This window comes from Roseiconus lacunae (assembly GCF_008312935.1).
Classification (GTDB): Bacteria; Planctomycetota; Planctomycetia; order Pirellulales; family Pirellulaceae; genus Stieleria; species Stieleria lacunae.
Map to the genome: position 1 here is coordinate 260,997 of NZ_VSZO01000009.1, position 25,053 is coordinate 286,049.

19 protein-coding genes are annotated in these 25,053 nt (G+C 56.0%); 5 read left to right on the forward strand and 14 right to left on the reverse strand.

The window, feature by feature from the left end:
* Positions 1-254: 254 nt before the first annotated feature.
* Complete coding sequence (locus tag FYC48_RS13690) at positions 255-3,368, forward strand: hypothetical protein (protein ID WP_160149512.1); 3,114 nt, start codon at positions 255-257, stop codon at positions 3,366-3,368.
* A gap of 58 nt (positions 3,369-3,426) precedes the next feature.
* Here FYC48_RS13690 and FYC48_RS13695 read toward each other — a convergent pair whose 3' ends face one another.
* The 5 genes from FYC48_RS13695 to FYC48_RS13715 form a co-directional block, all read right to left on the reverse strand.
* Positions 3,427-4,623: a hypothetical protein gene (locus FYC48_RS13695; protein ID WP_230774602.1), complete on the reverse strand. Its 1,197-nt coding sequence runs from the start codon at positions 4,621-4,623 to the stop codon at positions 3,427-3,429.
* Positions 4,624-4,629: 6 nt separating this feature from the next.
* Positions 4,630-5,187 (reverse strand): hypothetical protein, encoded by a 558-nt coding sequence (locus FYC48_RS13700; protein ID WP_149497271.1) that lies wholly within the window; start codon positions 5,185-5,187, stop codon positions 4,630-4,632.
* A gap of 113 nt (positions 5,188-5,300) precedes the next feature.
* Complete coding sequence (locus FYC48_RS13705) at positions 5,301-6,293, reverse strand: NAD-dependent epimerase/dehydratase family protein (RefSeq protein WP_149497272.1); 993 nt, start codon at positions 6,291-6,293, stop codon at positions 5,301-5,303.
* Positions 6,294-6,461: 168 nt separating this feature from the next.
* Positions 6,462-7,598 carry a glycosyltransferase family protein gene (locus FYC48_RS13710; protein ID WP_149497273.1) on the reverse strand — a complete coding sequence of 379 codons (1,137 nt, stop codon included), beginning with the start codon at positions 7,596-7,598 and terminating at the stop codon, positions 6,462-6,464.
* A 13-nt stretch (positions 7,599-7,611) separates the two neighbouring features.
* Positions 7,612-9,096, reverse strand: coding sequence for a hypothetical protein (locus tag FYC48_RS13715; RefSeq protein WP_149497274.1), 1,485 nt, complete (start codon positions 9,094-9,096; stop codon positions 7,612-7,614).
* Positions 9,097-9,599: 503 nt separating this feature from the next.
* Here FYC48_RS13715 and FYC48_RS13720 point away from each other — a divergent pair.
* The gene (locus FYC48_RS13720; protein ID WP_149497275.1) at positions 9,600-10,904 is read left to right on the forward strand and encodes a hypothetical protein; all 1,305 of its coding nucleotides are present in this window, start codon (positions 9,600-9,602) and stop codon (positions 10,902-10,904) included.
* Here the strand turns inward: FYC48_RS13720 and FYC48_RS13725 are convergent.
* The gene (locus FYC48_RS13725) at positions 10,870-11,991 is read right to left on the reverse strand and encodes a DUF368 domain-containing protein (protein ID WP_149497276.1); all 1,122 of its coding nucleotides are present in this window, start codon (positions 11,989-11,991) and stop codon (positions 10,870-10,872) included. The genes FYC48_RS13720 and FYC48_RS13725 overlap by 35 nt on opposite strands.
* 123 nt (positions 11,992-12,114) lie before the next feature.
* On the opposite strand from FYC48_RS13725, the gene FYC48_RS13730 reads away from it, so the two are divergent.
* Positions 12,115-12,912, forward strand: a complete 798-nt coding sequence (locus tag FYC48_RS13730) for an undecaprenyl-diphosphate phosphatase (RefSeq protein ID WP_235034249.1) — start codon at positions 12,115-12,117, stop codon at positions 12,910-12,912.
* On the opposite strand, the gene FYC48_RS13735 is transcribed toward FYC48_RS13730, so the two are convergent.
* The 3 genes from FYC48_RS13735 to FYC48_RS13745 form a co-directional block, all read right to left on the reverse strand.
* On the reverse strand, positions 12,838-13,773 hold the full coding sequence (locus tag FYC48_RS13735) for a glycosyltransferase family 2 protein (protein ID WP_149497277.1): 936 nt from the start codon (positions 13,771-13,773) through the stop codon (positions 12,838-12,840). The genes FYC48_RS13730 and FYC48_RS13735 overlap by 75 nt on opposite strands.
* 133 nt (positions 13,774-13,906) lie before the next feature.
* On the reverse strand, positions 13,907-14,668 hold the full coding sequence (locus FYC48_RS13740; protein WP_149497278.1) for a hypothetical protein: 762 nt from the start codon (positions 14,666-14,668) through the stop codon (positions 13,907-13,909).
* Positions 14,669-15,255: 587 nt separating this feature from the next.
* Positions 15,256-16,452, reverse strand: a complete 1,197-nt coding sequence (locus FYC48_RS13745; protein WP_149497279.1) for a glycosyltransferase family protein — start codon at positions 16,450-16,452, stop codon at positions 15,256-15,258.
* A gap of 482 nt (positions 16,453-16,934) precedes the next feature.
* Here FYC48_RS13745 and FYC48_RS13750 point away from each other — a divergent pair, with 482 nt between their 5' ends.
* Positions 16,935-17,993: a hypothetical protein gene (locus FYC48_RS13750; RefSeq protein WP_149497280.1), complete on the forward strand. Its 1,059-nt coding sequence runs from the start codon at positions 16,935-16,937 to the stop codon at positions 17,991-17,993.
* 140 nt (positions 17,994-18,133) lie between these two features.
* Here FYC48_RS13750 and FYC48_RS13755 read toward each other — a convergent pair whose 3' ends face one another.
* The 5 genes from FYC48_RS13755 to typA all read right to left on the reverse strand — a co-directional run bounded on the left by FYC48_RS13755 (position 18,134) and on the right by typA (position 23,169).
* On the reverse strand, positions 18,134-18,820 hold the full coding sequence (locus FYC48_RS13755; RefSeq protein ID WP_149497281.1) for a sensor histidine kinase: 687 nt from the start codon (positions 18,818-18,820) through the stop codon (positions 18,134-18,136).
* A gap of 2 nt (positions 18,821-18,822) precedes the next feature.
* Positions 18,823-19,188 carry an STAS domain-containing protein gene (locus FYC48_RS13760; protein WP_149497282.1) on the reverse strand — a complete coding sequence of 122 codons (366 nt, stop codon included), beginning with the start codon at positions 19,186-19,188 and terminating at the stop codon, positions 18,823-18,825.
* Between the two features lie 238 nt (positions 19,189-19,426).
* On the reverse strand, positions 19,427-19,969 hold the full coding sequence (locus FYC48_RS13765; protein ID WP_149497283.1) for a hypothetical protein: 543 nt from the start codon (positions 19,967-19,969) through the stop codon (positions 19,427-19,429).
* Between the two features lie 286 nt (positions 19,970-20,255).
* Positions 20,256-20,783, reverse strand: coding sequence for a hypothetical protein (locus FYC48_RS28145; protein ID WP_200836602.1), 528 nt, complete (start codon positions 20,781-20,783; stop codon positions 20,256-20,258).
* A gap of 532 nt (positions 20,784-21,315) precedes the next feature.
* Positions 21,316-23,169, reverse strand: coding sequence for a translational GTPase TypA (gene typA / locus FYC48_RS13775; protein ID WP_149497378.1), 1,854 nt, complete (start codon positions 23,167-23,169; stop codon positions 21,316-21,318).
* A gap of 444 nt (positions 23,170-23,613) precedes the next feature.
* Here typA and FYC48_RS13780 point away from each other — a divergent pair, with 444 nt between their 5' ends.
* Positions 23,614-24,963, forward strand: coding sequence for a Na(+)-translocating NADH-quinone reductase subunit A (locus FYC48_RS13780; protein ID WP_149497284.1), 1,350 nt, complete (start codon positions 23,614-23,616; stop codon positions 24,961-24,963).
* The last annotated feature ends 90 nt before the right edge of the window (positions 24,964-25,053 follow it).

Consider the following 25,053-nt stretch of genomic DNA (forward strand, 5'->3'; position numbering starts at 1 on the left):
CTTTCCTGCGTCCGAAGACACTCGTTTTTTTGCTTCGCAGCGAGCGGCATTTCCCTCAACTTGAAGCGACGTGAGCAAAAGTTGACGGAATCTTACTGAAGGGGCAAATCCTGCCGGAGCATGTCGTACCGACTCCGCCGAGATTTACCGACGCCCACCGATCATCGCTGAACCGAGATCATGATCTAGCCGATTTTGGTAGGCAAGGCGGTTTGGATTGCCACCTCCTATTCCCCAAGACCGATGGTCACGCAATGCGCAAGGACGTAAAACGCTCTCTCTTCGTTTGGCCTCTAACGGCGGCCACACTTGTCATTCTACTCGGTGGCGTTGCCCTCCAGCGGAATGCTTTTACGAGGGCATTAGCAGGCCGAACTGCCGGTTTGTGGTTTTCGATCGTCCACCCCGATGGCGAAATCTCACTACCCGACGTTGACCAAAAAACGGTCGCGGTGCAAAAGGAAACCCCGGGCATCGCTGAACTGGCAAGTCGCGACTCGGCCAAGACCGAATCGCCCCTCGCTTCGGAATCCAGCGAGCATCGTTCGCCGGCTCAATTGTCGACCGTGCCCACCGCCACTTCCGCTCCTGAACTGCCGACGAGATCCGACGCGTTTGAAATCGCGATCGCAAATCCGAGCGTGACTCCCGAAGTCACCTCCGACCGTGAGGAGTCCGAGTCCACGAGCGATCTTTCGGCGATCGAATCTTGGCTTGATGCCCCGATTAATGTGAAGCAACCGGTCGTTGCCGGGATCCCTGCACCGACACTGAACAGCCAGAGCGATCTGTTTGGTTTCGATGTCGTTGCCGAGCCAGCCTCTTCGCGTCAGCGGCAGCCACAACGTCAGGCGACCGAGATCGCCGAGTCGACTCCGGAATCACCGGTGATCGATCTTTCTTCCGAGCTGCTCGATCTTACCGTGGGAGCTTCGGTTTTGACTCATGACGAATCGCTTGACCTGCCGTTGGTCGATCATGATGCGTCGCAATCGGTCGAACTGATCCCACCGCGATTGGCTGAACGACCGACGACTGACGATTTCCAAGTCGAACGGATCGCCAAAGAGTCTCGTCCGCCATCGCGATTGTCGCCTGAGCTAGAATCCGACCTCTCTGCGAAAGCGATCCCGGCACTTGGTGAACACGAAACACCACAGCGTACCGAGTTGCAACAAGCATCACCGGCGATCGTTGACCTGGCTGACGAGGCCAGCGAAGAAAGCAATGCCGAACCATCGCGTCCGCTCGCCAAAGCTCGTTCAAAAACTTGGCCGGTCGCCGCAAAGCTGTTGGAGCAACTCGATCAACTCGATCGTGTCGCTGCCACACAACCTCGCGAAAACTTGATCCGTACGGTCAATGTGCCCGTGGGGCCACAGATGGTGGTTTCGTCGAGTGACTTGCTAGATTGGTCTTCGACCGTCCGCGGCATTCTCGAACAGCTACCGCAAACGAAACGACTGGGCGATGACCAGGTTCCGGCAATGTTGGATCAACTTCAGCAGGCTTGCCACTTCGCGTTCAGTCACGCCGAAGCGATCGCCTACCGCAGCGAGCAAGTCGCTTGGCTTCAAGCGGCCTATTCGGTTCAGCGACGACTGCTGGTGTGGTATCCGATCTACCAGATCAACTCTGGGGACTACCCACAAACGCAATACGTGGGCGACGACTTGGTTGGCGCAATCGAAGCGATCGACACATTGAAATCAGCCTTGCCAGAAACTGGGGATGCCGACGGCTGGGACCAATTCCTATTGCTCAGTGATCTCGGATTGGCCTTCACCAGTGGCACCGACGGGGATCGCCAGGAACTATCACAAAAGTTTCTTTCTCGGATCCAATGGCCAAATCTCGAAGCATCCCATCGCAACTGGCTTGATAGTGAAGCCGTGGAAGCCGTGGCCGTAGCGGTCCGCCCATGGGCCACCGGACCGATCGACTACTCTGCGTTCTTGCATCAAATCGAAAAGGCCGAATCAAACGCCATTGACTTGGTCACCGCCGAAGTCGCCCAGTCGATGCAGGCGCTCCGGTACGCCCGTCATCAAAGCGTCAAACAATTGGCAGACAACATCGACCTGTACTACCGAAATGCGAACGTACGGTTTTCGATCACCGACGAGATGCTGAACCAACTGCTGCCAGAAATTCCATCGCGTCACGTCCCGGTTCGAACAACCATGCTGGGCAGCCGAGTGACAGGCGTCAGTACGATTGAAAGCCAGCTAGGCCTAGCCTTGCGTCCGGCCTACGGGGCTTGGGAAATCGACTTGCGAACCAACGGGAGCGTTTCCACACGCAGCATCGGGCGTCGTGGCCCCGCCGCCGTCCGAACGTCTAGCAACAACCCATTCTCTGCGTCGACGCCCATCTCCATTAAGCCCTCCAATGTTGAATTGGGAGCGGTGGATGTTTCTGTCGGTGGCGCATCGCGACTGCGGGGCATCAATACGCACTACGACGATTGGCCGCTTGTCGGTAGCTTGGTCCGAGCATTTGCCGAAATGGAATACCTCGAAAAAGCATCGTTGTCCAACCGCATGGCTCGGGAACGAATCCAAACCGAAGTCGGCGAAGAAATCACGGCGACGGTTCGCGAAAAAGTCGACCAGTCCAGCGAACGGTTCGCGCAATCAATCTTTGGACCGCTCACCCGATTGCAACTGAAGCCACAAGTGGTCGACATGCAATCGACCAACAATCGTCTGATCGCACGCTATCGCATGGCTGGCGATTGGCAACTCGCCGCGATGACCCCGCGACCGCGTGCGTTGACTGGCAGCTTGATGAGTCTTCAAATTCACCAATCGGCACTCAACAACACACTCGAGCAACTGGTCCCGCAAGACGAGGTGATGCCGATCCGCGATGTGCTATCACAGTGTTTCGACCTGCTGGGGATGCAAGATAAAACGGTCCCCGAAGACATCCCGGAAGACATCCAAATCCAATTCGCCAAACATCGCCCGATCACCGTTGAAATCGAAGACGGCAAGGTCTGGGTGACGATGCGAATCATCCGGCTTCAAGACAACGACCACTTGAAACTGCGTAACTTCATCGTGCGAGCGACCTATGTTCCGCAAATCGATGGCTTAGGGGCGTCCTTAGTCCGCGATGGGCATCTGAGCATCAGCGGCCCCGGAATGTCGATGCGAACTCGTTTGCCAGTTCGAGCGGTGTTCAACAAAGTCCTCGCCCACTCGCGTCCGCTGCAACTGACGTCCGACGAACTGCTGCAAGAACGAGTCAGCGAAGACACAAAGATCACACAGTTCGAATTGCGTGACGGCTGGATCGGAATGTCGATCGGTCACATGCAAGAACAGCAAACCGTGGCCGGTCGCCCCCGAGGCATTCGCTAACCAAGAAGTGTTCAATGACCGCGTGACCCCGGCAAAGACGCTGCAAGTCGAAGTGTGGTCAGGCTTGCAGCGTTGCGTACTTCGCGATCGCTAGCGACAACGCATCGTTGCGATCGGTACAGTAGTCAATGATTTTGTCATAACCGGACGAATCGCCCATTTGCTTGGCCGTTTCCGCGATCTCCAACAATTGCGGAACGAGCGTCGAGGGGGGCACATCCTCGGGAACCGACCGGATCGCAAACTCGATCGCTTCGATCGGACGCCCGACGCGGTGCAACAAGTCGACGTAGGTTTCGATCGCGCCCGTACCGTGTTGCTGCGTATCGACCGACATCGCCTTTCGCTGGAACAGCTTCAAACCGGCATCAACGTTTTCGCCCAGTAAGATCGAATAATACGCCGCATAGGCGGGATAGAAATCGACAAACGGTTCATCACCGGGATACTGGAACTGATGATGAAGCTGTCGACCATACTGGGTCAGTTCCCAAGCTTTTCGAAGCTGATCGGGTTCCGTCAAAACGGACGCGATTCGCACGGTCGCCGACAGGTGCGTGGTATCAAGATGGTAGCCGCCTTCCTTCAACACCCACGGACGCTGATGGATCATGTCGTGTAACGATTCGTCTGGCCCGGGTGCCTTATCGCGTGACGTAATGTCTTCGCGAACCAAGCCGGTCAACTCGCCGTAAAAGTGATCGAGCAAACACGCCCCCGCGGCTTGCCGATCCGCCTTGCTACGTTGACTCAAGAACTGATCGTAAACGGTGATGCTGTTGCAAGTCCCCTGGAAATCCAATACCGACTGATACCCACGCGCGACGTCAACGCCTTCATGCAGCAAGACGCGTTGCATTTCTTCACAGTTGTCTTCGGTGATCGGAACGTCGGCAAGAAGCGAGCGCACCAGTTCGTTGTCGCCGACCGGTCGTAAATACGTCCAACCTTCAAACACGCGTCCTTGCCGCAGCAACATCTCCCCCGACTCGCGGCACGCCTCCAATAGCCCAGTCTCTAACTGCCGCTCTATTTCGTCGCTACGAATCGGTTCATTGCTGTCGGCCACCAGCGACAACCCGATGCGATCTCGGACGAGTAACTTTCTCGCTTCGAACAATTCCATCGGAAGCTGCTGTTGGCGATAGAACTCGACGAGTTGCTCCAGCATTTCTGTTCGGCTGCCGTCGGCATCTCGCAGTGCGCTAATAATGGACGTGGTGGGATCGGAAATAGATGAGGATTCGGAAGACATAGTCAGTTAGGTCGTCGGGTCTTGATCGTTCGGCTTGGATGCGGGTGCGTCGGGTTCGGGGGCTGCCGTGTCGAGTCGTGGAATCGCGGACGCATCGGAATAGCGGTGCAATGCTTCGAGCATGGTCTGTAGCTTCGCGGCGGCAGCCGGTAACTGATTTTCGCTGTGATCGGTCATGTCTGCCAAGGGACCGAGCATCTCGTCACACTGGTGACTGATTTCGATCGACAACGATTTTGCGTTGCGCTGCCGTTGCCGGCAAAACTCAAGTCGCTGCTTGGCTCGCGCAACACGTTTCTGAGCTTCAAGGGCACTGACGCGATCCGATGCCCGCGCCGCAGACTGTTTTCGCTGAAGCTCGTCTTTTGATTCGGTCAATTCCTGCTCGGCCAATTCGACCTGACGCCGCCAATAACGAGGCACATCGTCGGTGTAGTAACGCTGCGCACGGTGAACGCTGATGCGAATTTCTTGCAGCGTTTTGTCCCAGTCGTCGGCAAGTTTTAAGATCCCCTGCCGAAACTGTTCTAACGCTTCGATATTGCGAACGTCGCTGGTCGACATCAACTCGTGGGGGATAAAGCAGGTAACGGAACTCGCCGAGAGTTTCGGTTCGCCCCGACGGATTCCCTCTTCAAATTCCCGAAAGCCTCGGCGGCTTCCGCGACGGCATCAGTCTAACGCGCTGCCCACGCATCGCGTAACCGTTGCAGCCCCTCCGCCATCGAGATCCGCACGTGATACCCTAGTCGTTGCTTAGCCGAAGAGATGTCAAAGTAGTGGTGTTTGGCCAATTGAGCAGCAACAAATCGCGTCATCGGTGGCTCCTGTTGCCGGCCCAACACCCGATAAATCGTCTCCAACATCGCCCCCGCCGCATAGGCTGCCGGAAAAGAAACCCGTTTGGTAGGCCCCGGCACCCCCGCGACCTCGCAGATCGACTGGATCCAGTGCCAGCAGTTGACCGGTTCATCTTGTGCGATGAAATACGCCCTGCCACCGGCAAGTTCGGGCTGCTGATTCAACGCATCGATCGCATCCAAGTGCGCACCCGCTGCGTTGATCACGTGAACCGTATCGATCAAATTCTTGCCATCGCCGACGATCTTCAGCTTTCCTGATTTTGCGCGTTCGATCACTCGGGCTAGCAAGTGAGGGTCATCTTCACCCCAGATCAAATGGGGACGCAGCGCGCAGGTATTCAGTTCGCCCAATCGATGAGCCTTGAGCACGGCTTGTTCGGCCGCCGCCTTGGTCCGCGGATAAGCGCACAAAAAGCGTTCCGGATAGCCGACCGATTCGTTGGTGTCACATTGATCGTCACCGGCGAACGTCACACTGGGACTGCTGGTAAACACCAAGTTTCGTATCCCATTGTCCCGACAACTCTTGATGACATTCTCCGTCGCAAGCGTGTTGATCCGGTGAAACATTTCGTCCGGCCCCCACACTCCTGCGACCGCGGCGGTATGAACGACAACGTCAACATCACGAATCGCTTGTCGGCTGAACTCCGCATTGGAAAGATCTCCACGACGATAGTCGATCCGACTTTCCAACCCCGGGTAGTCACCACGGGAGACGCCCACCACTTCGTCGCCTCGCTCAAGTAGTTGCTGGACGATTTCGTTGCCAAGAAACCCAGCCGGGCCGGTGACAAGTACACGCATGGATGGTCAACAAAAACAAAACAGTGGGGAGCGGGGCGGGCAATCACATACCAACACCAATCATTCGGCGACGAAAGGCAAGTGGGACTTTCGGGCCACCCAAGTTGAACAGATCCAAGACGTCGCAACAAGCAGACTGATCAATCGCGACGCCGATCGACTCCCGTACTATGCCACGCGCCGCGACACTGGCAATTCCGCTTTCCGCGGCTCGGAAGGATCCGATGCTTCGACAGCGGCTGGATCGAAGAAATTCTTGTCATGAAATGGCATCGAAACAAAACGAATCTCTCGAGACCGGCCGGCGCGAAAAAGCTTGCCGAGGAATTCACATCCGTCAAGATTCCGATCAAAGTATCGGCAGACGTTCGCAGACATTCGGTCTCGTTCCAATCGCGTCATCGACTGGATGCGTTTCACCGCATGGACTAATCCCCTGCGTCCTCGAAAAGCGATACAGTTTTCGCCGTCTTGCAGCGATGGATAGAATCGATCGTCGTATTCGATGATCGGAATCACCCCCACACTCATTGCTTCGATCACGTTATGGCACATCGGCTGCGAAGCCCCAGGGCAGCACACAAAGAACTGATGCTCGGCGAGCTTCGAAATCCATTTTTGCTGTTCGATCTTTTCGACCGACGTATCCACGAGCACCAATCGGTCTTCGCGTTGGGCGTCAAGCAATTCAGGAAACGCCTCTCGTAAGGTGGCAACGATCTCCAGCCTTGAAAGGACCCCAAAGTGATTCTGCATTTTGGCCCGGCCGTAGCGTTGCTTTTGATTTCCGGCAAAGAAAATGCCCCGTTTTTCTCGGCTTCGCAATCGATTTCGATCAGCGAGGGTTCGCACCGAGATTTGATTAGGATGCATTGGGTACGGCATCACAGTTGTCCCGGGCACCACATCGTTTCCGATCAGCATACTGATTAGGTGCTGCCCGGCGTGCACTCGGTTGGCGTGATACTCAAGCACATCGGTCAAGACGACCGCATGCGCCGGAAAAATCTGACGAGATCCTAACCAGCGAACGTGTTGCATTCCAAGAAACGATCGCCCCAGCGGTTTATGAGCTAACGCCGCCAACATCGATTTCGTGCAACGAAGGTTCACCGCATAGCCCGATTGCTGGGCGACCGCCGCGATACAGGTCAGGTGGCGAGCACAATCAAACAGCAGATGATCGGTGTAGAGATCGATGCCTAAAATCCCTCGAGGTTCCGTTTCGAGCGGCTTCCGAGAACGGAGCAGCGATTTCGCGAGCCGAATCTGCGAAGGGTACCGAAGCAAGTGCTTTAATTTCATCGATCAACTTTCCCTATGCGGCTCGTTCGACCGTCGTTTCACGCAGGTCTCGAACGCCCATCGCAAGCAGCGATTGTGTCCCCGAATGACGCCGCGTGATTCGGGCGGCATAACGCTTGCAGGACTCACGGACTTCCGCGATCTCGTCGGTTGCCTGACGCATCAACGAAGGCAACTCATCGATCGAACGATAGACCCAACCTATTTTCCCGCCTTCAGGATGCGTCTCCGCCAGGCGAACCTGGTCGGCTAACCAACATCCCTCGGGAACGATCACGGCAGATCCACGGATGAGCATTTCCAGTAAGACTCCGCTGCATCTGGCGACGTAGCGTTTTGCGTCGTACAAGAACAACCCGATGTCGGCGGTGTCCAGCCATCGGTGATAGTCATCGCTGGAAAGATTGCCGAGCTTTATTTCCAGGGCGAGATTCCCGGCAGTCTCATCGTCACCGATACCGCTCACGGCGGTGTGATAGACATCTTGTAAACTCTTCGGGATGACTCGCTGCCAACGTCTGGGATCACATTGCAAAGAGACTTGCATGCGACCGCTACGAAGCATTTCAGGCTCGATCGCCTGCAGCAACCGCCTGATCTCATCGCGTCCTTTCTCCGCTCGTGGCAAGCCTGCCAACAAGACCTTGACGGGTGTTTCGCGGGTCTTTGGCGGGACCGCCCGTGGCCGAGTCGGGTAGTCGATTGCGGTGGCACTGATGCCGACGCGACGCAGCTGGTTTCTTAGCGGTTCGGTCGTCGCATGAATCTGGATTCGATGACCGCCCGAATTACGTATGGCCGCAACCGATGCGTTGACTTGATCACCAAACTGAATCGAACGCCAATCGGGACGGCCCTCGTAAACGGCGAAATGGAAGACCGCATGGATCTGGCATCGTTGAAATGTTTTGTGGCTTTCGAAACGCTTCATCGCACGAGCCAACGCTAACATCTGGAAGTCACCCGCCGTGTTGACCACTACCACATCACCTCGCCTCGGGCGAAAGTCAACCAACGATGCATAAAACTGGTCGGACCATTGCTCAATCATCCGGCTTGGGCGTCGTCCCGGACGGCAAAACCAATCGGCGATTTTTTGACGCAGCCGCTCGGGGGAGCTCCCCACCGGTCGCCCCGTCAAGTCTCGCTTGCAACGCGATGGGCCGTCGATTCCCAGGGACCAATTTTCCATTCGCCGAACAGTGAAACGTGAATCGACCTGGAACATCGACAATCGCGGATCATCCGTATGCCTCGCCACTACCGATCCAAAGCTGCGATGACTGGCAAGTACCGCGCCGTACCCCAGTTCGGACGCTCCTTCGGCGAGCAGACTGGCGAGTTCTAAGTAATGCCCGCCGATCGACCGTACATTGTCATCGACAAACAGAATTCTTGACTGCCAATCACACGGAGAATCACTTCGCAACTTCTCAGGCGTTGGCGTGTTGGATTCGCGTACCCGCGTACGACTCGGCTGAGCGGCGTTGGTCGACATTCGATCCTTCGAGTCGAGACGTGAAGCAGATTATTTCATCAAACGGCAACCACCGACCGGACGCGCTCGCGTCGGGCCTTCGTGGGCAGAACCTGGCAAATGCGAGTCCTTCGCCCAATGCTGTCAGTGCACCAAAAAGGAGTCATCGATCAAGGAGCGTTCTCCAAAACGAATACGAACTCCGCAACCGACACGATTTCGCAAGTCATGGCGACAACTGTGCTTAAAAACTGCACGGCCTTCCGGGACGGAAGACCGGCACTCGAAAGTCTTAGCAAATACGGCGCCTGGGGTCCACGTTAGCTTTGCGACAAAATCCAATGTCAAACGCGTGATTGACGCATTCAAATGTCGACTTTGTCGATCGCCACGGCTCGTTGCCATTCGCGTATGTGCAGGATCGATCTTGACCTAACCAAGACGTTCTTGCTAGCTCGTTCTGTGAGGCGGTCGTTTTGTTCCGCCAATGGTTCCCACACAGAACGTTGACCTTGGCAATTCCTATGACAATCGTCCTCCGTCACCTCCATCGTCGCGCCCGAGCCAGTTTGTTGGCCGCCGGTTTCGCCATCGGCGGCGCAGCGATCATGGGCGGTCACACGAGTGCGGAACCACCCAACGCGTTTCCTTTTCCTATCGCCGACGAAACGGACAAGAACGCGATCGATCAATCGACAAATCAGCCAAGCGGCCGACCAGCCGAAATAACGGCGGTGTCCGATTCCTATGTCTTGCTCCGCAACGACAACCTACTTGTCGGTCAGGTACTGCGTCTTGGTAACACCGTCGAAATTAAACGTGGCGATGGTTCCGCGATCCGCGTCGCCTCCGCACAAGTGTCGCTCGTCGCGCCCTCGGCGGCAGATTTGTACGAGTACCGTAAAAGCAACCGATTCGCCGGTGATGTTGCGGCGATCCATGCCGATGCTCGCTGGTATTTGCGAAACGACATGCTACGTCAAGCGGCTCGTGACGCCCTGCTGGCACGCGAAGTCGATCCACGCGGTAGTGAAACCAATCGCCTGCTAAGACAGATCGCCGGTCGGTTGCGTGCCGACATGGAACGGCCCGCCCCTGCTGCATCGACGATTCAAACGGTCTCCCACGAAACGCCGATCGAAAACCAACCGACGAACGACGTCACCGAACCGACCTCGGAGTCATTGGCGCTGCCCGAAGAGGCAATTTATTGGTACCAAGCGCGCGTCCAACCGATCTTTTTCAATCGATGTAGCGGTTGCCACACCAAACAAGAGAACAACGAGCGAACATTCCAAATCCACCCCTCCTCGCGAGCTCGCTGGGCGCCGTCTTCGACCGCCCGTGAGAACTTGGTCGAGATCCTGAAATTCGTTGACCGTGATCACCTTGCCGCCAGCGAAATCAGAGTTCGAGCGATGGACGGACACGGTGGGGCGAAACGGACCTTCGGTCAAGAAAACTCGCCCATGATGCTGCAACTCGACCGATGGTTAGCCAGCCTACCACAGACCGAACAAACGAATTCGCCGACGACGTTTTCTGACGCGCAACCGTTGTCCTCCGAAACCGCTTCGCACCGCGTTGCCACCGCGCAAATTCCATTCGCTCAATCGGCCCCCAAGGTCACGCCCTGGTCCGAACCGGGCGACTTTCAATCGGACCCAATCGCAAATTCTTCCGACGAATCACCGACGTGGTTTCCTGGAGAACAAACTCGCGATCAGCCCGAATCATCGACGGAACACGTCCGGCGAATGCCTGAAGTCAAGAACCCCTTTGACCCGGACATCTTCAACCGGCGATTCCATTCTCAGCCGCCTCAGTAGCAGCGCCGGCGATCCGCTCGAGCACCAAAATCGCGACCGCGGAAACGATCGCCAAAGCAAGCAACGACCAGAGATTGCCTTCCCAATCGCTTGGATGAATCGTTTGCATCACTCGCTCCTTCATCTTAAGCGATGCCGTTTCGGGTGTCGGAATTTGCAACGGCCACAGTTTTTCCACGCTGCCTAGCATCAGCCCGATCAATGCAGCCATCGAAAGATTTTTGTGGTGGTCGAGCATCCAGTGAAGCAATCGCGAAAAGGCAAGCAGCCCGAACAGGCACCCGCACGCGAACACCGTCAAAGACAGAAACGCCTGGGTGTCGACATTTCCTTTCGCAAAGTCTTTGACCATTCCGGTGATCGGATGGTAGACGCCGAGCAACAACAAAATGAACGCACCGCTGATGCCAGGCAAGATCATCGCACAAATCGCGATCGCGGCCGAGCCAAACAAATACACCAGTGAATCACCGCCGTCGGTCGGCGACAGTCGCCCGATCATGATGGCTACGCCCACGCCGAACGCCAATGCGACGACACTACTGACCGACCAACGCGTGATCGTTTTGCCGACGATCAAGACGCTGGCTATGATCAATCCAAAAAAGACCGCGAATGTTTCTGGCATATGATGATCGAGCAGCCAATGCATCACGCCCGCTAGGGTAACAATTCCGGTGCCAACCCCCATTCCAATTGCGGCCAAGAAACGACCGTCGACATGATCGAATGCTTGTCGAAACCTTCCCGATGTCACCAAACCGATCGCATCTCGATCGACTCGACTGATCGCGGTCACCAAACGCTCATAGTGACCTAGAATCAGAGCAACGGTGCCACCGCTGACACCGGGCACTGTGTCTGCGGCACCCATGCAAAATCCGCGGGCGACATTGATCGCGTCTCCGACCACGGTGGGATGCATCGGGGGCCGAGGCGGTACCGACGAATCCGGTTCGGACGCGAGGTCGAGCGGCGAGGTGACCGACGGGTGGGGGTCAAGCGGACTCGGATTAACTTCACCCGGATCAACCCCGTTCGGATCGACTTTGTCGGCCGACGTGTCTTGGTGATCGGAGGCGGTCATCGGGTGGTTCCCATTTTTATCGGTGTCAGAAATACTTGGGCACTGAAATACTTGGGCACTGAGTTTGATCTGGATCGCTCACAGGCCCATCCCACGAAAGTCCTAAAAAACAAGAATCAGCTCGTGGTCGAGAACATAATCCAAACGATCGTCCTAGCGATTGTCCAGGGGATCGCCGAATTCCTGCCCATCAGTTCATCCGGACACTTGGTCATTTTGGGGGCGATCTTTCACCAAATCACCGGGGCGGTACAAAGTGAGTCGCCCACGATGGAGATCATTTTGCATGCCGGAACTCTGGGTTCTATTTTGGTCATTTACTGGCAGCGAATCCTTAACTTGCTCACCAGTGATCGCCGTGTCATCCCCTTGTTGATCGTCGGAACCATCCCGGCTGTGATCATCGGCTTGACGATCAAATCTCAGTTCCCAGGTGTCCTTAAGAATCCGCTCCTCGCCGGCGCGATGCTACTTGTCACGGGAGCCATGCTGATCGTCCTCGGCAAACTTCCCAAACGCGAGGGACACTACCAGGAAATGACGTTTCTGAACGCTTTCATCATCGGCTGTTTCCAAGCGTTCGCAATTCTTCCCGGGATTAGCCGCAGCGGATCGACCATCCTAGGCGGACGGTTTCTTGGCCTGAAGACTGACGACGCCGTCACATTTTCATTCCTGCTCGCGATCCCCGCGATTTCCGGCGCGACGGTCCTGGCGATCAAAGACGTGCTCGAAGAAGCGACGCCTTCCCATGGGGCGATTGAGTTGGTCGCCGGCGCGGCGATTTCCTTCGTCGTCGGGATTTTTGCACTCAAGTGGCTGATCAATTGGAGCCGCCTTGATCGCTTACATTGGTTCGCCGCCTGGTGTATTCCCGCCGGAATCGTGGTCTTGCTCCTCGGCACGCTGGGATTGGTCTGATCCGATCGAAGTACGAGCAACCGGACGAGGACGGATCTTCTCCGGTAGCGAAACTTCGATACTGTTTTGCATTTCACGATTGCCTTCGGCGACGACGTCATCTGACATCAAGACTCGCTGAAAGAACAGCATCAACAACGTACAGAGATACCGCCGCCCCATTTCTCGCATCCGTAGGTTGGTCGATCCCCAAGTCCGACCTTCCCAGCCGATCGGAATCTCCTTGATCCGGTAACCACTGATCAACGCACTCAACGACATTTCAAGCGTGATATTGAAGTGGCACGCACGGTATGGACCACACCGTTCGATGACGTCGGCTCGGTACGCTTTAAACGCATTGGTCAAGTCATTCATCGACGTCCAAAACATCCACTCAATGGCTTTATTTACAAGCCGATTGACGATCAATTTAACTCGCGGATAACGCTTGACCTCGGCACCGCGGACGAAGCGCGAACCGAAAACGCAATCATACCCTTCCTGAATGGTGTCGTAATACCGCTTGGCATCAACCGGATGATCCGATCGATCACCCATGTAGACGATCACGACCTCTCCACGGACATACTGCAAACCGGTCCGAATCGCACGCCCAAATCCGCCGGGCGGTTGCCTTCGAACCAGCCGAATCGATGGCCACCGCTGCTTGCGTTCCAGCACCACCGCCTCGGTCTGATCCTGGCTGTTGTCATTTACGACAATGACTTCGGTTGCAATGTGATGCTCATCAAGCAAGAACGCCATCAGGTCATCCAGGCAGGGACCGATGTTTTCCTGCTCGTTATAAGCCGGGATCACAATCGAAAGCTGCGGACGTCGCTCGGTACTACGTTCTGGCGTTCCAACTAAGTCAGGCATGTTGATTCGCCTCGTCGTAAGGGGACGACTGAGACACTAGAAAAAGATCTTGTGGTCTATCATGTCTCTGCGGTTGATGTTCTGTCGTCCGCACTCACGAAAACACGATTCTGATTTTACGAACTTGCATTCGCTAGGCACTCTGACTTTGCACCAACAGTCCCGCCGAAACCCCACCGAGGACTAACATGACGATCAGGGCACCGATACGACCTTTCGGTTGCTGGAACACGAAAACGAACAAATAAACCACCGTCAAACAAAGCAGTCCTGTGTTACGATCTTGCCGGAACCCCTCGGTGACAAGTTTGACGAAGGCACCAAAGGAGACCAACGCGCAAGCGGTTCCCGAAAGCTGCAAGAAAGTACGCATGGCATTGAACGAGCTTTCTCCGGTCACACGGTTCGCCGACATCAATGCCATCACCGCAAGTGCGGTCGCGCTCCCCAGGATGAACAGGATCAACCCCAGCATCCACCACGGCATTCCGGCTTTGTCAGTCATGTCGCGTTGCAGTTTGTCTGCCCGCTTCATGTCATCCGCGGCACGCTCAAGTGCCAATGCCCCAGGCGAAATATCCAAGCCTGCGGTCATGTGTCCGCGAACGAGTTGCCCGGTGGCCTTATTAAAACCGCATTTGGTGCACAACACCGCTTCGGCAGCCATTTCCGCGTTGCAGTTCGGACACAACGCACCGATGTTGTTGCTGAATCCCTCCTCGTCAAACAGATCGTTCAGCGGATTACCCGCCGCCGTCGTCCCCACGCTCTGTGCCGCCGGAGCGGCGGGAACCTGGATTGGCGCCTTGCACTTTGGGCAGGAAACGGTGCGACCGGCAAACTGCTCTTTGACCGAGAGGGACTGACCGCATTGGCAACGAATCGAGATCGGCATGGATTCTGACGAGAGAAAGTGGGGGAGAGATCGGCGCAATCCGCCTGAGTGCACTCAACCTGACCAATCCAGGCCCAGCGTGAGTAATGCAGGAGGGCTAGGAACAACCGATCCGAAGCTTTTTCAGCCGAACGCGTTCGCATCGGGCGACGTCAGCTAAACCGCCGCCACGGCTAAACACCGTCGGCTCACAAGTCGGCACGCATCGGATTTCGGAGAGGTTCTCAGGAGACACGGATTCACAAGACACATTGTGACCTAGCAACGTCCGTTCGTCCAGATTTACAACGACGACCGCTCCCAATGCTTTGCGGCCGATTGTTCACAGGCCCACTGCTTACAATCACCGGTCCATTGTTCACCGGTCCAACGAGCTGTCCAGCAAGACGCCGATGCCATCGCACAGATTCGGGGCAACTCGTGCTGGTTTTTACGGTTCTACCGCGCAACGGCTCCGAACAAAGCGTCAACGTCCCGATCAAACAGCACGCGGCAAGCAAGGTGAATCGCGATGCACGCATGAGATTCCGCTATCGTTGAGGTCCCGCTGCCCGCCGCGCTCCGGTAAATCCAACGATGCCGATGCATTACGTCGCGTCGCGGAGACGATCGACAAAATCTGGAAACGCGGCTCGCACCCGACTCCAGTTCGGAATCGCTTCCGCCCCGTTAGGGTCGGCGCGAAAGACTTCGGCGGCCGTCGTGATGCAAGTTGCAAACGCGTCAATCATCGTTTCTTCGCCATGGCGATCGTAATCCAAGCCATTGACGCGTGCATCGGCGGCATACTGTCGAATACAGTCCTGAGCGGTGCGCAAAAACAAGCTCCGCAAGGTGATGAACGCACCGTCGCCCAAAATTACGCCTTGGCTGGCAAGCGTTCGGTAGATCGTTGTCAAAATGTCGGTCGCCATTTTCATCAGTCCCGCCTGCTTGTTGTGCAACGAAGCGTCCTGATGCTTATGCTCATACAAACGACACAAGTCCGCTTGGCAGACACGCTTCAAAGAGGTGTTGCGGAACACTTCTGCCAACGTTCCGACTTCCAGCCCCCAATCGCTGGGAATCCGATTGGTTCTCGCCAGATTTCGCGTCAGTGAGAATTCACCTGAGAGCGGATATCGAAAGTTCGCTAGGAAATGAACAAATCGGTTACTGGGGTAAATCTTCATCAACGCCCGCAGCAGCGGCGCTACCAACAACCGAACCACTCGGCCGTGCATTCGATCGGTCACGCGAGCGTAATACGCTTTGCAGAATTCAAAGTCGAGCGCCGGATGCACCATCGGTAGACACAATCGTGACAACAGCGTCCGATCGTAGTCCACAATGTCACAGTCGTGGAGTGCGAAGACTTCGATCGACGGATCTGCAAGCAGGTATCCGAACGCCGTCCACACGCTACGCCCTTTGCCGGGTGTGTTGACCGGAATCCCGGCATCGATCAATTCGTCATACATCCCCTGCACTTTTGGACCGTCGGTCCATAACACTTTGCACCTTGACCCCAATGAGGCGACTTTCTGTAGCGTTTCCTGGTAGTCGGATTCATCGGGAGCAACCCCAAGCGTCACCACAATCGTGTCGACGTAGTCGGCACCGGCGAGCTCTGCGACGATCTTGTCAAAGGGTTCGGCGCGCATGTCCGATGCCGTCACCGGCAAAACTAAGCCGACCTTGGACTCCTGTGTCGCGGCCACCAACATCTCTTCCATCTGATCCAACCCGCCAGTCCGCAAGTCGTGAATGGTTGTGATCAGTTCGTGCTGAAAGAAGTCAGGCATGGTGCACCGCCAATTGCGAAAGGGAATCCAGTGCCGGCGTTTGCCACATCGGCAAACCGAAATCAAGGCCAGAGAAGAGTTTCCGTTGATCGACACAGACAATCAACCCCGGACCGCACGACCCGACAAAGAGGGGAAATCAAAGGGACCACAACGGCGGTCTATGTCGACGCGGTCGCTCATCGCCGGCCAGCATTGGTCGCCAAAGGTTGGTAAGACGCCCCGGCCTGCGATCAATCGCGACTGGCCACACACTACAAATTAGACCTTTTGTCTTGTTTTCGAGTCCGCGGTCACTTAGAACGTATTGGAAAAGCATCCTGCCGCAACAAACCTAGTGCTCCGTCTAGATCAAATGTTCGAGTTCGGCTCATCGGCCGATGGGCGTTCGCCTCGGTGATTGCACCGAAACCGTGGCGAACGCCATGCGGCTAATCCTAATTTCGAAGGTTGACGAAGCACTAGCCAACGAAATACGGCTGATGGGCCACACCCGATTTTTAGCCGTACCGAAACACTCGACCGAAATCGCGAGTCGAAAACCGGACCGTGACAGCGAAACAAAGGACGACATTACGATGGTGATTGCATCTCCTTCACGCCGTGGATCCATCGGCGTCGTGATCATGTTCGCCGTGACCACGTTCGCTTTAAAAGGAACCGCCGACGAACCCCCGACACGCACCGATCAGTCATCCAACGATCAGTCATCCAACGATCAGTCATCCAACGATCAGTCATCCAACGATCAGTCATCCAACGATCAGTCATCCAACGATCGGTCGCACAGCAACGCCGATCACGCCCTGCGAATCACGACCGAGGCGGCAAAGAATTACGAATTCTATCCCACTAGCAATCCGGCTCGGCAGTTCGCATTCCAGCCCCGCTCGGTCCTGCGATGGTCCAACCCGGTCGCGGGTGAGATCTACGGAAACGTTTACCTTTGGACCGACAATGGGAGACCACAAGTAATCGGATCGATCTATCAGTGGTATTCACCGATGACACACGGATCACACGAGTTTCATTCACTCTGCGCCGAAGCAATCGAAGGACAACGACAAGGCCGCACCGTCATGCGTTCCCAGGATCCGGGTCTTTCCTGGCAACAAGTCCCCGAACAACCGGAAGTCGCCGAAACGAAACCCCGCCGAACGCGACAGCTCAGCTCAATCGCACGACGGTTTCAGATCACCAAAACAGATCGTGAATCAGTCACTCGCCAACTTCGACTGCTCGCCCAACCAATTTATCGCTACGGCGATCAGGATTCCGACATCGTCGACGGTGCAATTTACACGTTTGTGCAGGGCACAGACCCAGAAGTCTTCTTGCTGATCGAATCGATTAAGCTAAACGGCAAAGACCGCTGGCACTACGCGTTCGCCCGCATGAACAGCGTCAAATTTGTTGCCGAGTACCGCGACCGCGACGGTGAATACCGAGACGTCTGGACGAAGGAAATTCAACCCTGGGGCGTCGTCAAAAGCGGGCGAGAACCGTACGCCAACTTCGGCCCGTTCAACGCCAGCAACTAGTGCGCCGACCATCTTAAATCTCCGCCCGTCGGCTCATCAGCCGATGGGATTTAGCCGCGGTGATTGCACCAAGACCGTGGCGAACTCCATACGGCTAATCCAAATTTCGAAAGTTGACGAAGCACTCGCTAACTCGCCGATCAATCAACGGGAGCGCAATCAAAGTGCAGCGTGACCGTGGTTGGGCCGCCAACAGACGAATCCACGACCACGCGATTCCCGACCAAGGCGGCTCGCCCCTTCATCGCACGAATTCCGAAGTGACCGGTCGGCACGCTTTCCGGATCAAATCCTTTACCATGATCCTGAACCACCATCCTCGCGTCGTCGCATTTGATGGTGATCGCTGACGCTTCGCCATGCCGGACCGCATTGCGAACCGCTTCGACCAGAATCCGATACGCCGACGTCGCCACACTGCGATCCAAATCGGGATCCGCCAGCGGTGTCCCCTCGCTGACCTGCCAAGTGACATCGCGGTTGGCACCGCATATCTTCGCCACGGTGTCCCTGGCTGCCATCAACCAGGGGAGACTCTCGAGTTCTGGTGGGTAGATCTCGGTCAGTAGATTTCGGCCCAGCGACAGTGCCTCACGCAACCAATCGTTGACTTGGCCAAGTTGCTGCCTAGCGCTATCACTCAAAACGACGTCGCTATCGGCGTTTGCCGACTCTGCTTTCGCCGCCAACGATTGCACCGTCGCCGAGGCACCAAAGATCAACGGAAGCAGTAAGTCGTGCAAGTCATGCGCGATTTGCGAACGTTCCAGATCGAGTAGCTCTGACGCGGCCGGAAGGCCACCACCGGGGGGCTGTGAGGGTGGCATCCTCAGCTAAACCAACCTTTCTTTTCGAAGCTAGAGATCGCCTTTTCCTCAGATGCTTGGATGTCAAACAGCTTATTGAGGTTGGTGATTTTGAAGACCTCGAGGACGTTCGGAGAGACCTCGCAAAACTTCAGGTTCACGCTCTGAGCCTTGCAAGTCTTATTCAGCATGACCAACTTCGTGATCATCGCCGACGACATGAATGAGACGCCTCGAAAGTTCAACAACAGTTTCTTGTTGATCGCTTGCGGTACGGCCTCCTGCAATTCCCGGCCGACCTGCTCAATTCGTTGGCTATCGAGAATCTTGCTGTCCATAAACCCGACAACCAAGACTTCGCCGTTATTTTCCGTTGTGGTGGCCGACATTGACAATGCTGCTATGAGTAGATGAAGGGGCCAGCGAAAGTTCATGGATGCTCAAAACACATCCCCTTTCGATCCCAACAGAGTACCAGCCCGAACGGCCCAGGGCAATTCGGCGGCCCTTCTCGGGACGAGATTCTCGGCGGATCGTTCCCCCGACTAGGAAGCCTTCTCCCATTGGGAAAGCCCGGCAATTATTGCCGACCGCAGAAAGCAGACCTCGCCGATGTGAAACAGCCGACTAACGCAGATGAAGCTTCGTCGCGTCGACCATCACCGTGTCGATGTCGGCATTGAATGTCGCCGAACCGGTTACCAACACCACGTCGCCTTTTTTAATCCCCAGTGCAGTACGTGCATCGCCCGGAATCACATTTCCGTCGGCACCGACAAATCGAACAATCGCCTTGGGAGCCATCGCCAACTTCCGCTTACAGAACGGACAATTATCAGCGTGTTCGGGATCGCCACCGGCGTGATCTTCGTCGGGAAGTTGCGAAATCATAAACGCGACCTCGCCTGGCTGAAACGGATCGCTGTCCCCCGCGTCGATCCGTCCTGCGATCACGACGACTTCGTTTTCCATCTCAGCTTCTTTGATTTCCGTCGGCGTCTTTGCCTCTCCTTCAGGGGCTTCGGAAAGCAACAACTCCGGCGCCGTCGCCTGAGGTCGATCCTGACTGGCATCGGTCGTTGCCAGCTCGGCCGAATCACACCCGACCAAGACAACGCAGCCGAGCACGGCGACAAATGTGAATCGAATCAAACCAATAAACATCTTCATCTACCATCGCCCCTCAGATAACAGCGACTCAGCTTTAATAATCCAGCGTACCAACACTGGATTGCCACTACAGCGGACGGCGTTAACAGACACAGCGTTTCAGCCACCGTTGAACACCTGACAAGAAGCGTTGTCGCTCCCGCCGAATTTCCGCTAACGCTCTGCGGATAACGAAGGGTCAACGGCGCCCGTTATCCTTGAAGCAATCAGCGGGGAACGGCGTAAGCCCATCACGGCTTACACCGCGCCGGATAAACTTGCCCCTAGAAGCAATGGCCAAACGTGATTATTCCACGCCGCTCAATTCGTCGATCGATTTCTGGATCGATTCCTTCACTTCGTTGTACTTACCCACCGGATCAACATTTTCATCCGATGTATGCAAAGTATCGTCGACCGCGGTGAAGTCATTGATCAATGACTCGAGCGACGCTTTTGCCGCAGCCTTGGTCTCCGAGTCATCCATTTTTGCGACCATCTCTTCGCCGGCGATCAACACCTCGCCAACGTGGTGCAATGCTCCGTGGGCGTAGCTGGGGTTCGAATCGCTCATATGCTTGGCGATTTCCTTGTTCAGCTCGGTGACCTCGGCGACAACTTCGTCAATCGACTTAAAGTCATGGCTATGGTCATCGTCATGATCGCCGTGGTCGTGACCGGCGTGATCACCATGGTCATGACCATCTTCATGATCGTGCTCAGCCGTTTCGGTCTCGCTGACGGTCGTCGTCGACGACTGGCCACAGCCGGGAACGATTGCCAACGAAAAGGCGGCCAAAATACCGAGGCAAAATGTAAAAGTTGTCTTGGTCATCGAGTGTTTGTGTGGGTAGAAGGAAGGTGGGGGTGACAATCGGCACCCTACGACCGAGGCTTGAAGTTGCGTTGATACGGGCGAGATATTCCAGGGGATACGATGATGACGATTGACGCGTCCCCGTATTTTATCGGGACTCCGGCACAGGCATGACACCGTCCATTCCACACCACGTCTCCCAACCGGCGGCCAGACCGGCCGATGGCAGAAAACAGTCGGTGGCGAAAAACAGTCGGTGGCAAGGCGCCAGGCGGTAGGGAAAAATCGACAGCCTTCAATCACGCGACGGAAGGGAAAACGCAGCCGAAGGCCCACGGCAGCTTGAAACGCCGACGGGATTCTGACGACAATTATCCCTCACGATTACGCACGCGGCAACGGCTTGGTTCAAACCGTTTGGAACACCCCAGCACTTCGTTCCATTTGAAAATACGGGTTCGAGTCATTAGCCGCGGGTGTTAACCCCGGTTAACGCACCGAAACCGTGGCGAACGCCATGCGGTTAACCCTGAAATCGATCCGGAATTCCCTAGCTTCGCCGCTCGCGACGGCGTTCGGATTCCTTCAACAGGATCTTCCGCAACCGAATGCTTTCCGGTGTCACTTCGACCAGTTCGTCATCTTCGATGTATTCGAGTGCCATTTCGAGCGACATATCGCGCGGCGGCTTTAAAATTACATTTTCGTCGCTACCAGAGGCACGCATATTGGTCAGCTTTTTCTCGCGGCAAGGATTCACCGTGATGTCATTGTCACGAGCATTCTCGCCTACAATCATGCCTTCATAGACATCGATCCCGGCGGGCACGAAAAATTCGCCACGATCCTGCAACCCGAACAGGGCAAACGGCATCGTCTTCCCACTGACCATCGAAATCAACACACCGTTGGATCGACGGGGAACCTCGGCTTCTAGCGGACGGTAGCTATCGAAACGGTTGTGAATCACTGCGGTCCCACGAGTCGCATTAAGCAATCGCGTTCGCAACCCGATCAACCCCCGCGATGGAATGGTGAAACGCAGCAAGCTGTACTCGCCACGCTGCTTCATTTCCTCGAGCGCGCCACGTCGCAGGCCGACCAACTCCATGACCGGCCCCATTGCCTCGGTCGGAACCTCAACCCGAAGTTGCTCAAACGGCTCATGAAGCTTGCCGTCGATTTCGCGGTTAATCACACGTGGCTTACCAATGCTCAGCTCGTATCCCTCGCGCCGCATCGTTTCGATCAAGACCGCCAGGTGCAATACGCCGCGCCCCTTCACCGCGTAGGCCTCGGTACCCGGGATCATTTCGACCCGCAGGGCGACATTCCGCTCCAACTCCTTTTCCAACCGGCCCTTAATCTGACGCGTCGTCACGTACTTGCCTTCGCGTCCGGCCAGTGGTGACGAATTGACCGCGAACACCATTTCCAGCGTCGGCTCATCGACTTCCAACCGCGGGTAGGGATTATTCGCGTCGACCTTCGAAATCGTGTCACCGATCTCGACACCCTCAAGACCTTCGATCGCGACGATGTCACCGGCAGTGGCCGTCTCGGTCTTCGTTCGCCCGAGCTTATCAAACACATACAAGCCAGCAACTTTGTGCTTGACCACGCCCTCTTTTTGGTGCAAATCGATCGTTTGCCCCTCGGTGATCTCTCCCGCACCGATTCGGCCGATCGCGATTCGGCCAACATATTTGCTCCAGTCCAACGTCGTCGCCATCATCCGCAGGGAAGACTTGGTATCGACGACGGGCCCCGGAAGGTGATCGACCAATAGATCGAGTAGCGGCCGCATGTCTTCACTCGGCGTCTCCGGATCGTCGGTCGCAAACCCAGCTTTCGCACTCGCGAACACATAAGCGACCGAGTCGAGTTGATCTTCCCCACCGAGTTCGGCGAGTAATTCGAGGGCCTCATCGAGCGCCTCGGCAGACCGTGCGTCGGGCCGATCGATTTTGTTCACCACGATAATCGGTTTGACGCCCGCGTTGAGGGCCTTTTCCAGAACATAGCGCGTCTGCGGCATCGGGCCTTCGGCGGCATCGACCAACACCAAACAACCGTCAGCCATTCGCACCACTCGCTCGACCTCACCGCCAAAGTCGGCGTGACCAGGCGTGTCGATCAAGTTGATTTTGACGTCCCGATAACTGATCGCGATGTTCTTCGACAGAATCGTGATCCCACGCTCTCGCTCTAAGTCGTTGGAGTCCAAAATCTGCTCGCCTTTCAATTCCGTGTCACGGAACTGGCCGCTCTGTCGCAGCAAGCAGTCAACCATGGTCGTCTTGCCATGGTCGACGTGGGCGATAATGACGACATTCCGAATATCGGCACGTCGTTCGGATGCGCCGTCTTGTTCGGAAACTGCAAGTGGTTCGGACTGAGACAAGGTAACAAAAACGTGTTGGTGAAGACTTTGCGCCAAAGTCGAAGAGAGTTTGGCTGGGCGGAACGACACGTATCAGATCAATTGTGCCCCTAGGGATAAACGACGAGATCTTGCAAAACTTGATCTTGCGGAAGATCGCATCGCTAACCCGCGGGCACCGGAAACTTACTTACCCTAAAAGCCAGGATTGATCGACGAGTGTCTGAACATCGAGCACCTGCCCTTTGCGGGTTCACTAAAGAGTTGTAATATTCCGCACAGCAACCACGTGAAGAGTCCGAAACGCCTGCGATTCGTCGTCGCGGGCTTTGACTAGCACCAACTTTGTGAAATAAATCACAAAGTCCTCCTGCATTTGTACAACGTTCGAGCGTGAATCCACCGGCTCTTCGGTGATTTGTTGTGTCGACGACGGATGCACACCCACCGCTTCTCCCTAGGCATATGATCACGATCAAAGAGGGACTGGATCTTCCGATTCTCGGCAATCCCGCCCAGCACATTGAAGTTGCCAAGCCTGTCAAACAGGTCGCATTACTTGGCGACGATTACATCGGAATGAAGCCAACCATGTTGGTGTCGCCCGGTGACAAGGTCAAACTCGGTCAACCGTTGTTCACGGACAAGAAAACCGAGGGCGTGACCTACACGTCGCCGGCCGCCGGTACGGTCGCGGACGTCATCCGCGGAAAGAAACGAAAATTTGAAGCGATCATCATCGACGTTGATCCCTCGCCCGCCGAAAGTGACAGCGTCACCTTTGACGTCGGCGATTTGGACTCGATGAGCGGTGAAGCGTTGACGTCCCTGCTGACCGAAAGCGGTCTATGGACGGCACTGCGGACACGCCCGTTTGGAAAGATCCCCGCGCCCGGAACGACGCCGAGTTCGATCTTTGTCCAAGCGATCGACACCAACCCACTTGCGGCTTGCCCCGCAACGGCGATGGCGGACCGAAAGGACCAATTCATCGTCGGCCTTCGAGCCCTCACTAAGCTGACCGAAGGCACCGTACATGTTTGTAAAGCTCCGGGATCCGAAATCCCCGGTGACGGGGTCAACGGCGTTCAAGTCACCGAGTTTGGCGGTCCACACCCCGCGGGGCTCGTGGGCACGCACATCCACGAACTCGACCCGGTCGGTCCGAACAAAATGGCTTGGTACCTCGGCTACCAAGACGTGATCGCAATCGGGGCGTTGATCACAACCGGCAAGCTGGACGTTCGCCGCGTGATTTCGCTGGCGGGCCCGGTCATCGACAAACCGCGTTTGCTAGAAACCCGTCTCGGCGCTTCGGTGACCGAGTTGATCGACGGGGAGTATGACAGCGATGTTAAAGTTCGCCCGATCTCCGGTTCGGTGCTCAACGGGCACACCGCCATCGCCCCGCATCAGTTCCTGGGCCGATTCCACACGCAGATTTCCGTGCTTGCCGAAGGCGACGTGCGGGAATTCCTCGGCTGGCAAATGCCCGGGTTTGATAAGTACAGCACCACGCGAGTGTTCGCGTCGGCGATGTTGCCCGGGAAAAAATTTGCCTTCACGACCTCGACCGGCGGCAGCGAGCGTGCCATGGTCCCATTGGGGACGTACGAAAAGGTCATGCCACTGGACATCCTGCCGACGCAATTGCTGCGGGCGTTGATTGTCCGCGACACCGATCAAGCCCAACAGCTCGGCGCCCTCGAACTTGAAGAAGAAGACTTGGCGTTGTGCACGTTCGTTTGTCCCGGGAAGTATGAATACGGATCCCTGCTTCGCGAGAACCTGACAACGATCGAGCGTGAAGGCTAACCACGCAATCATTCCCCCGTTCAACGATTGGCGCCCGCCGCCATCGATTCCAGCATTTGATTTCGGCAATTCTGAATCGATCCAAATCAC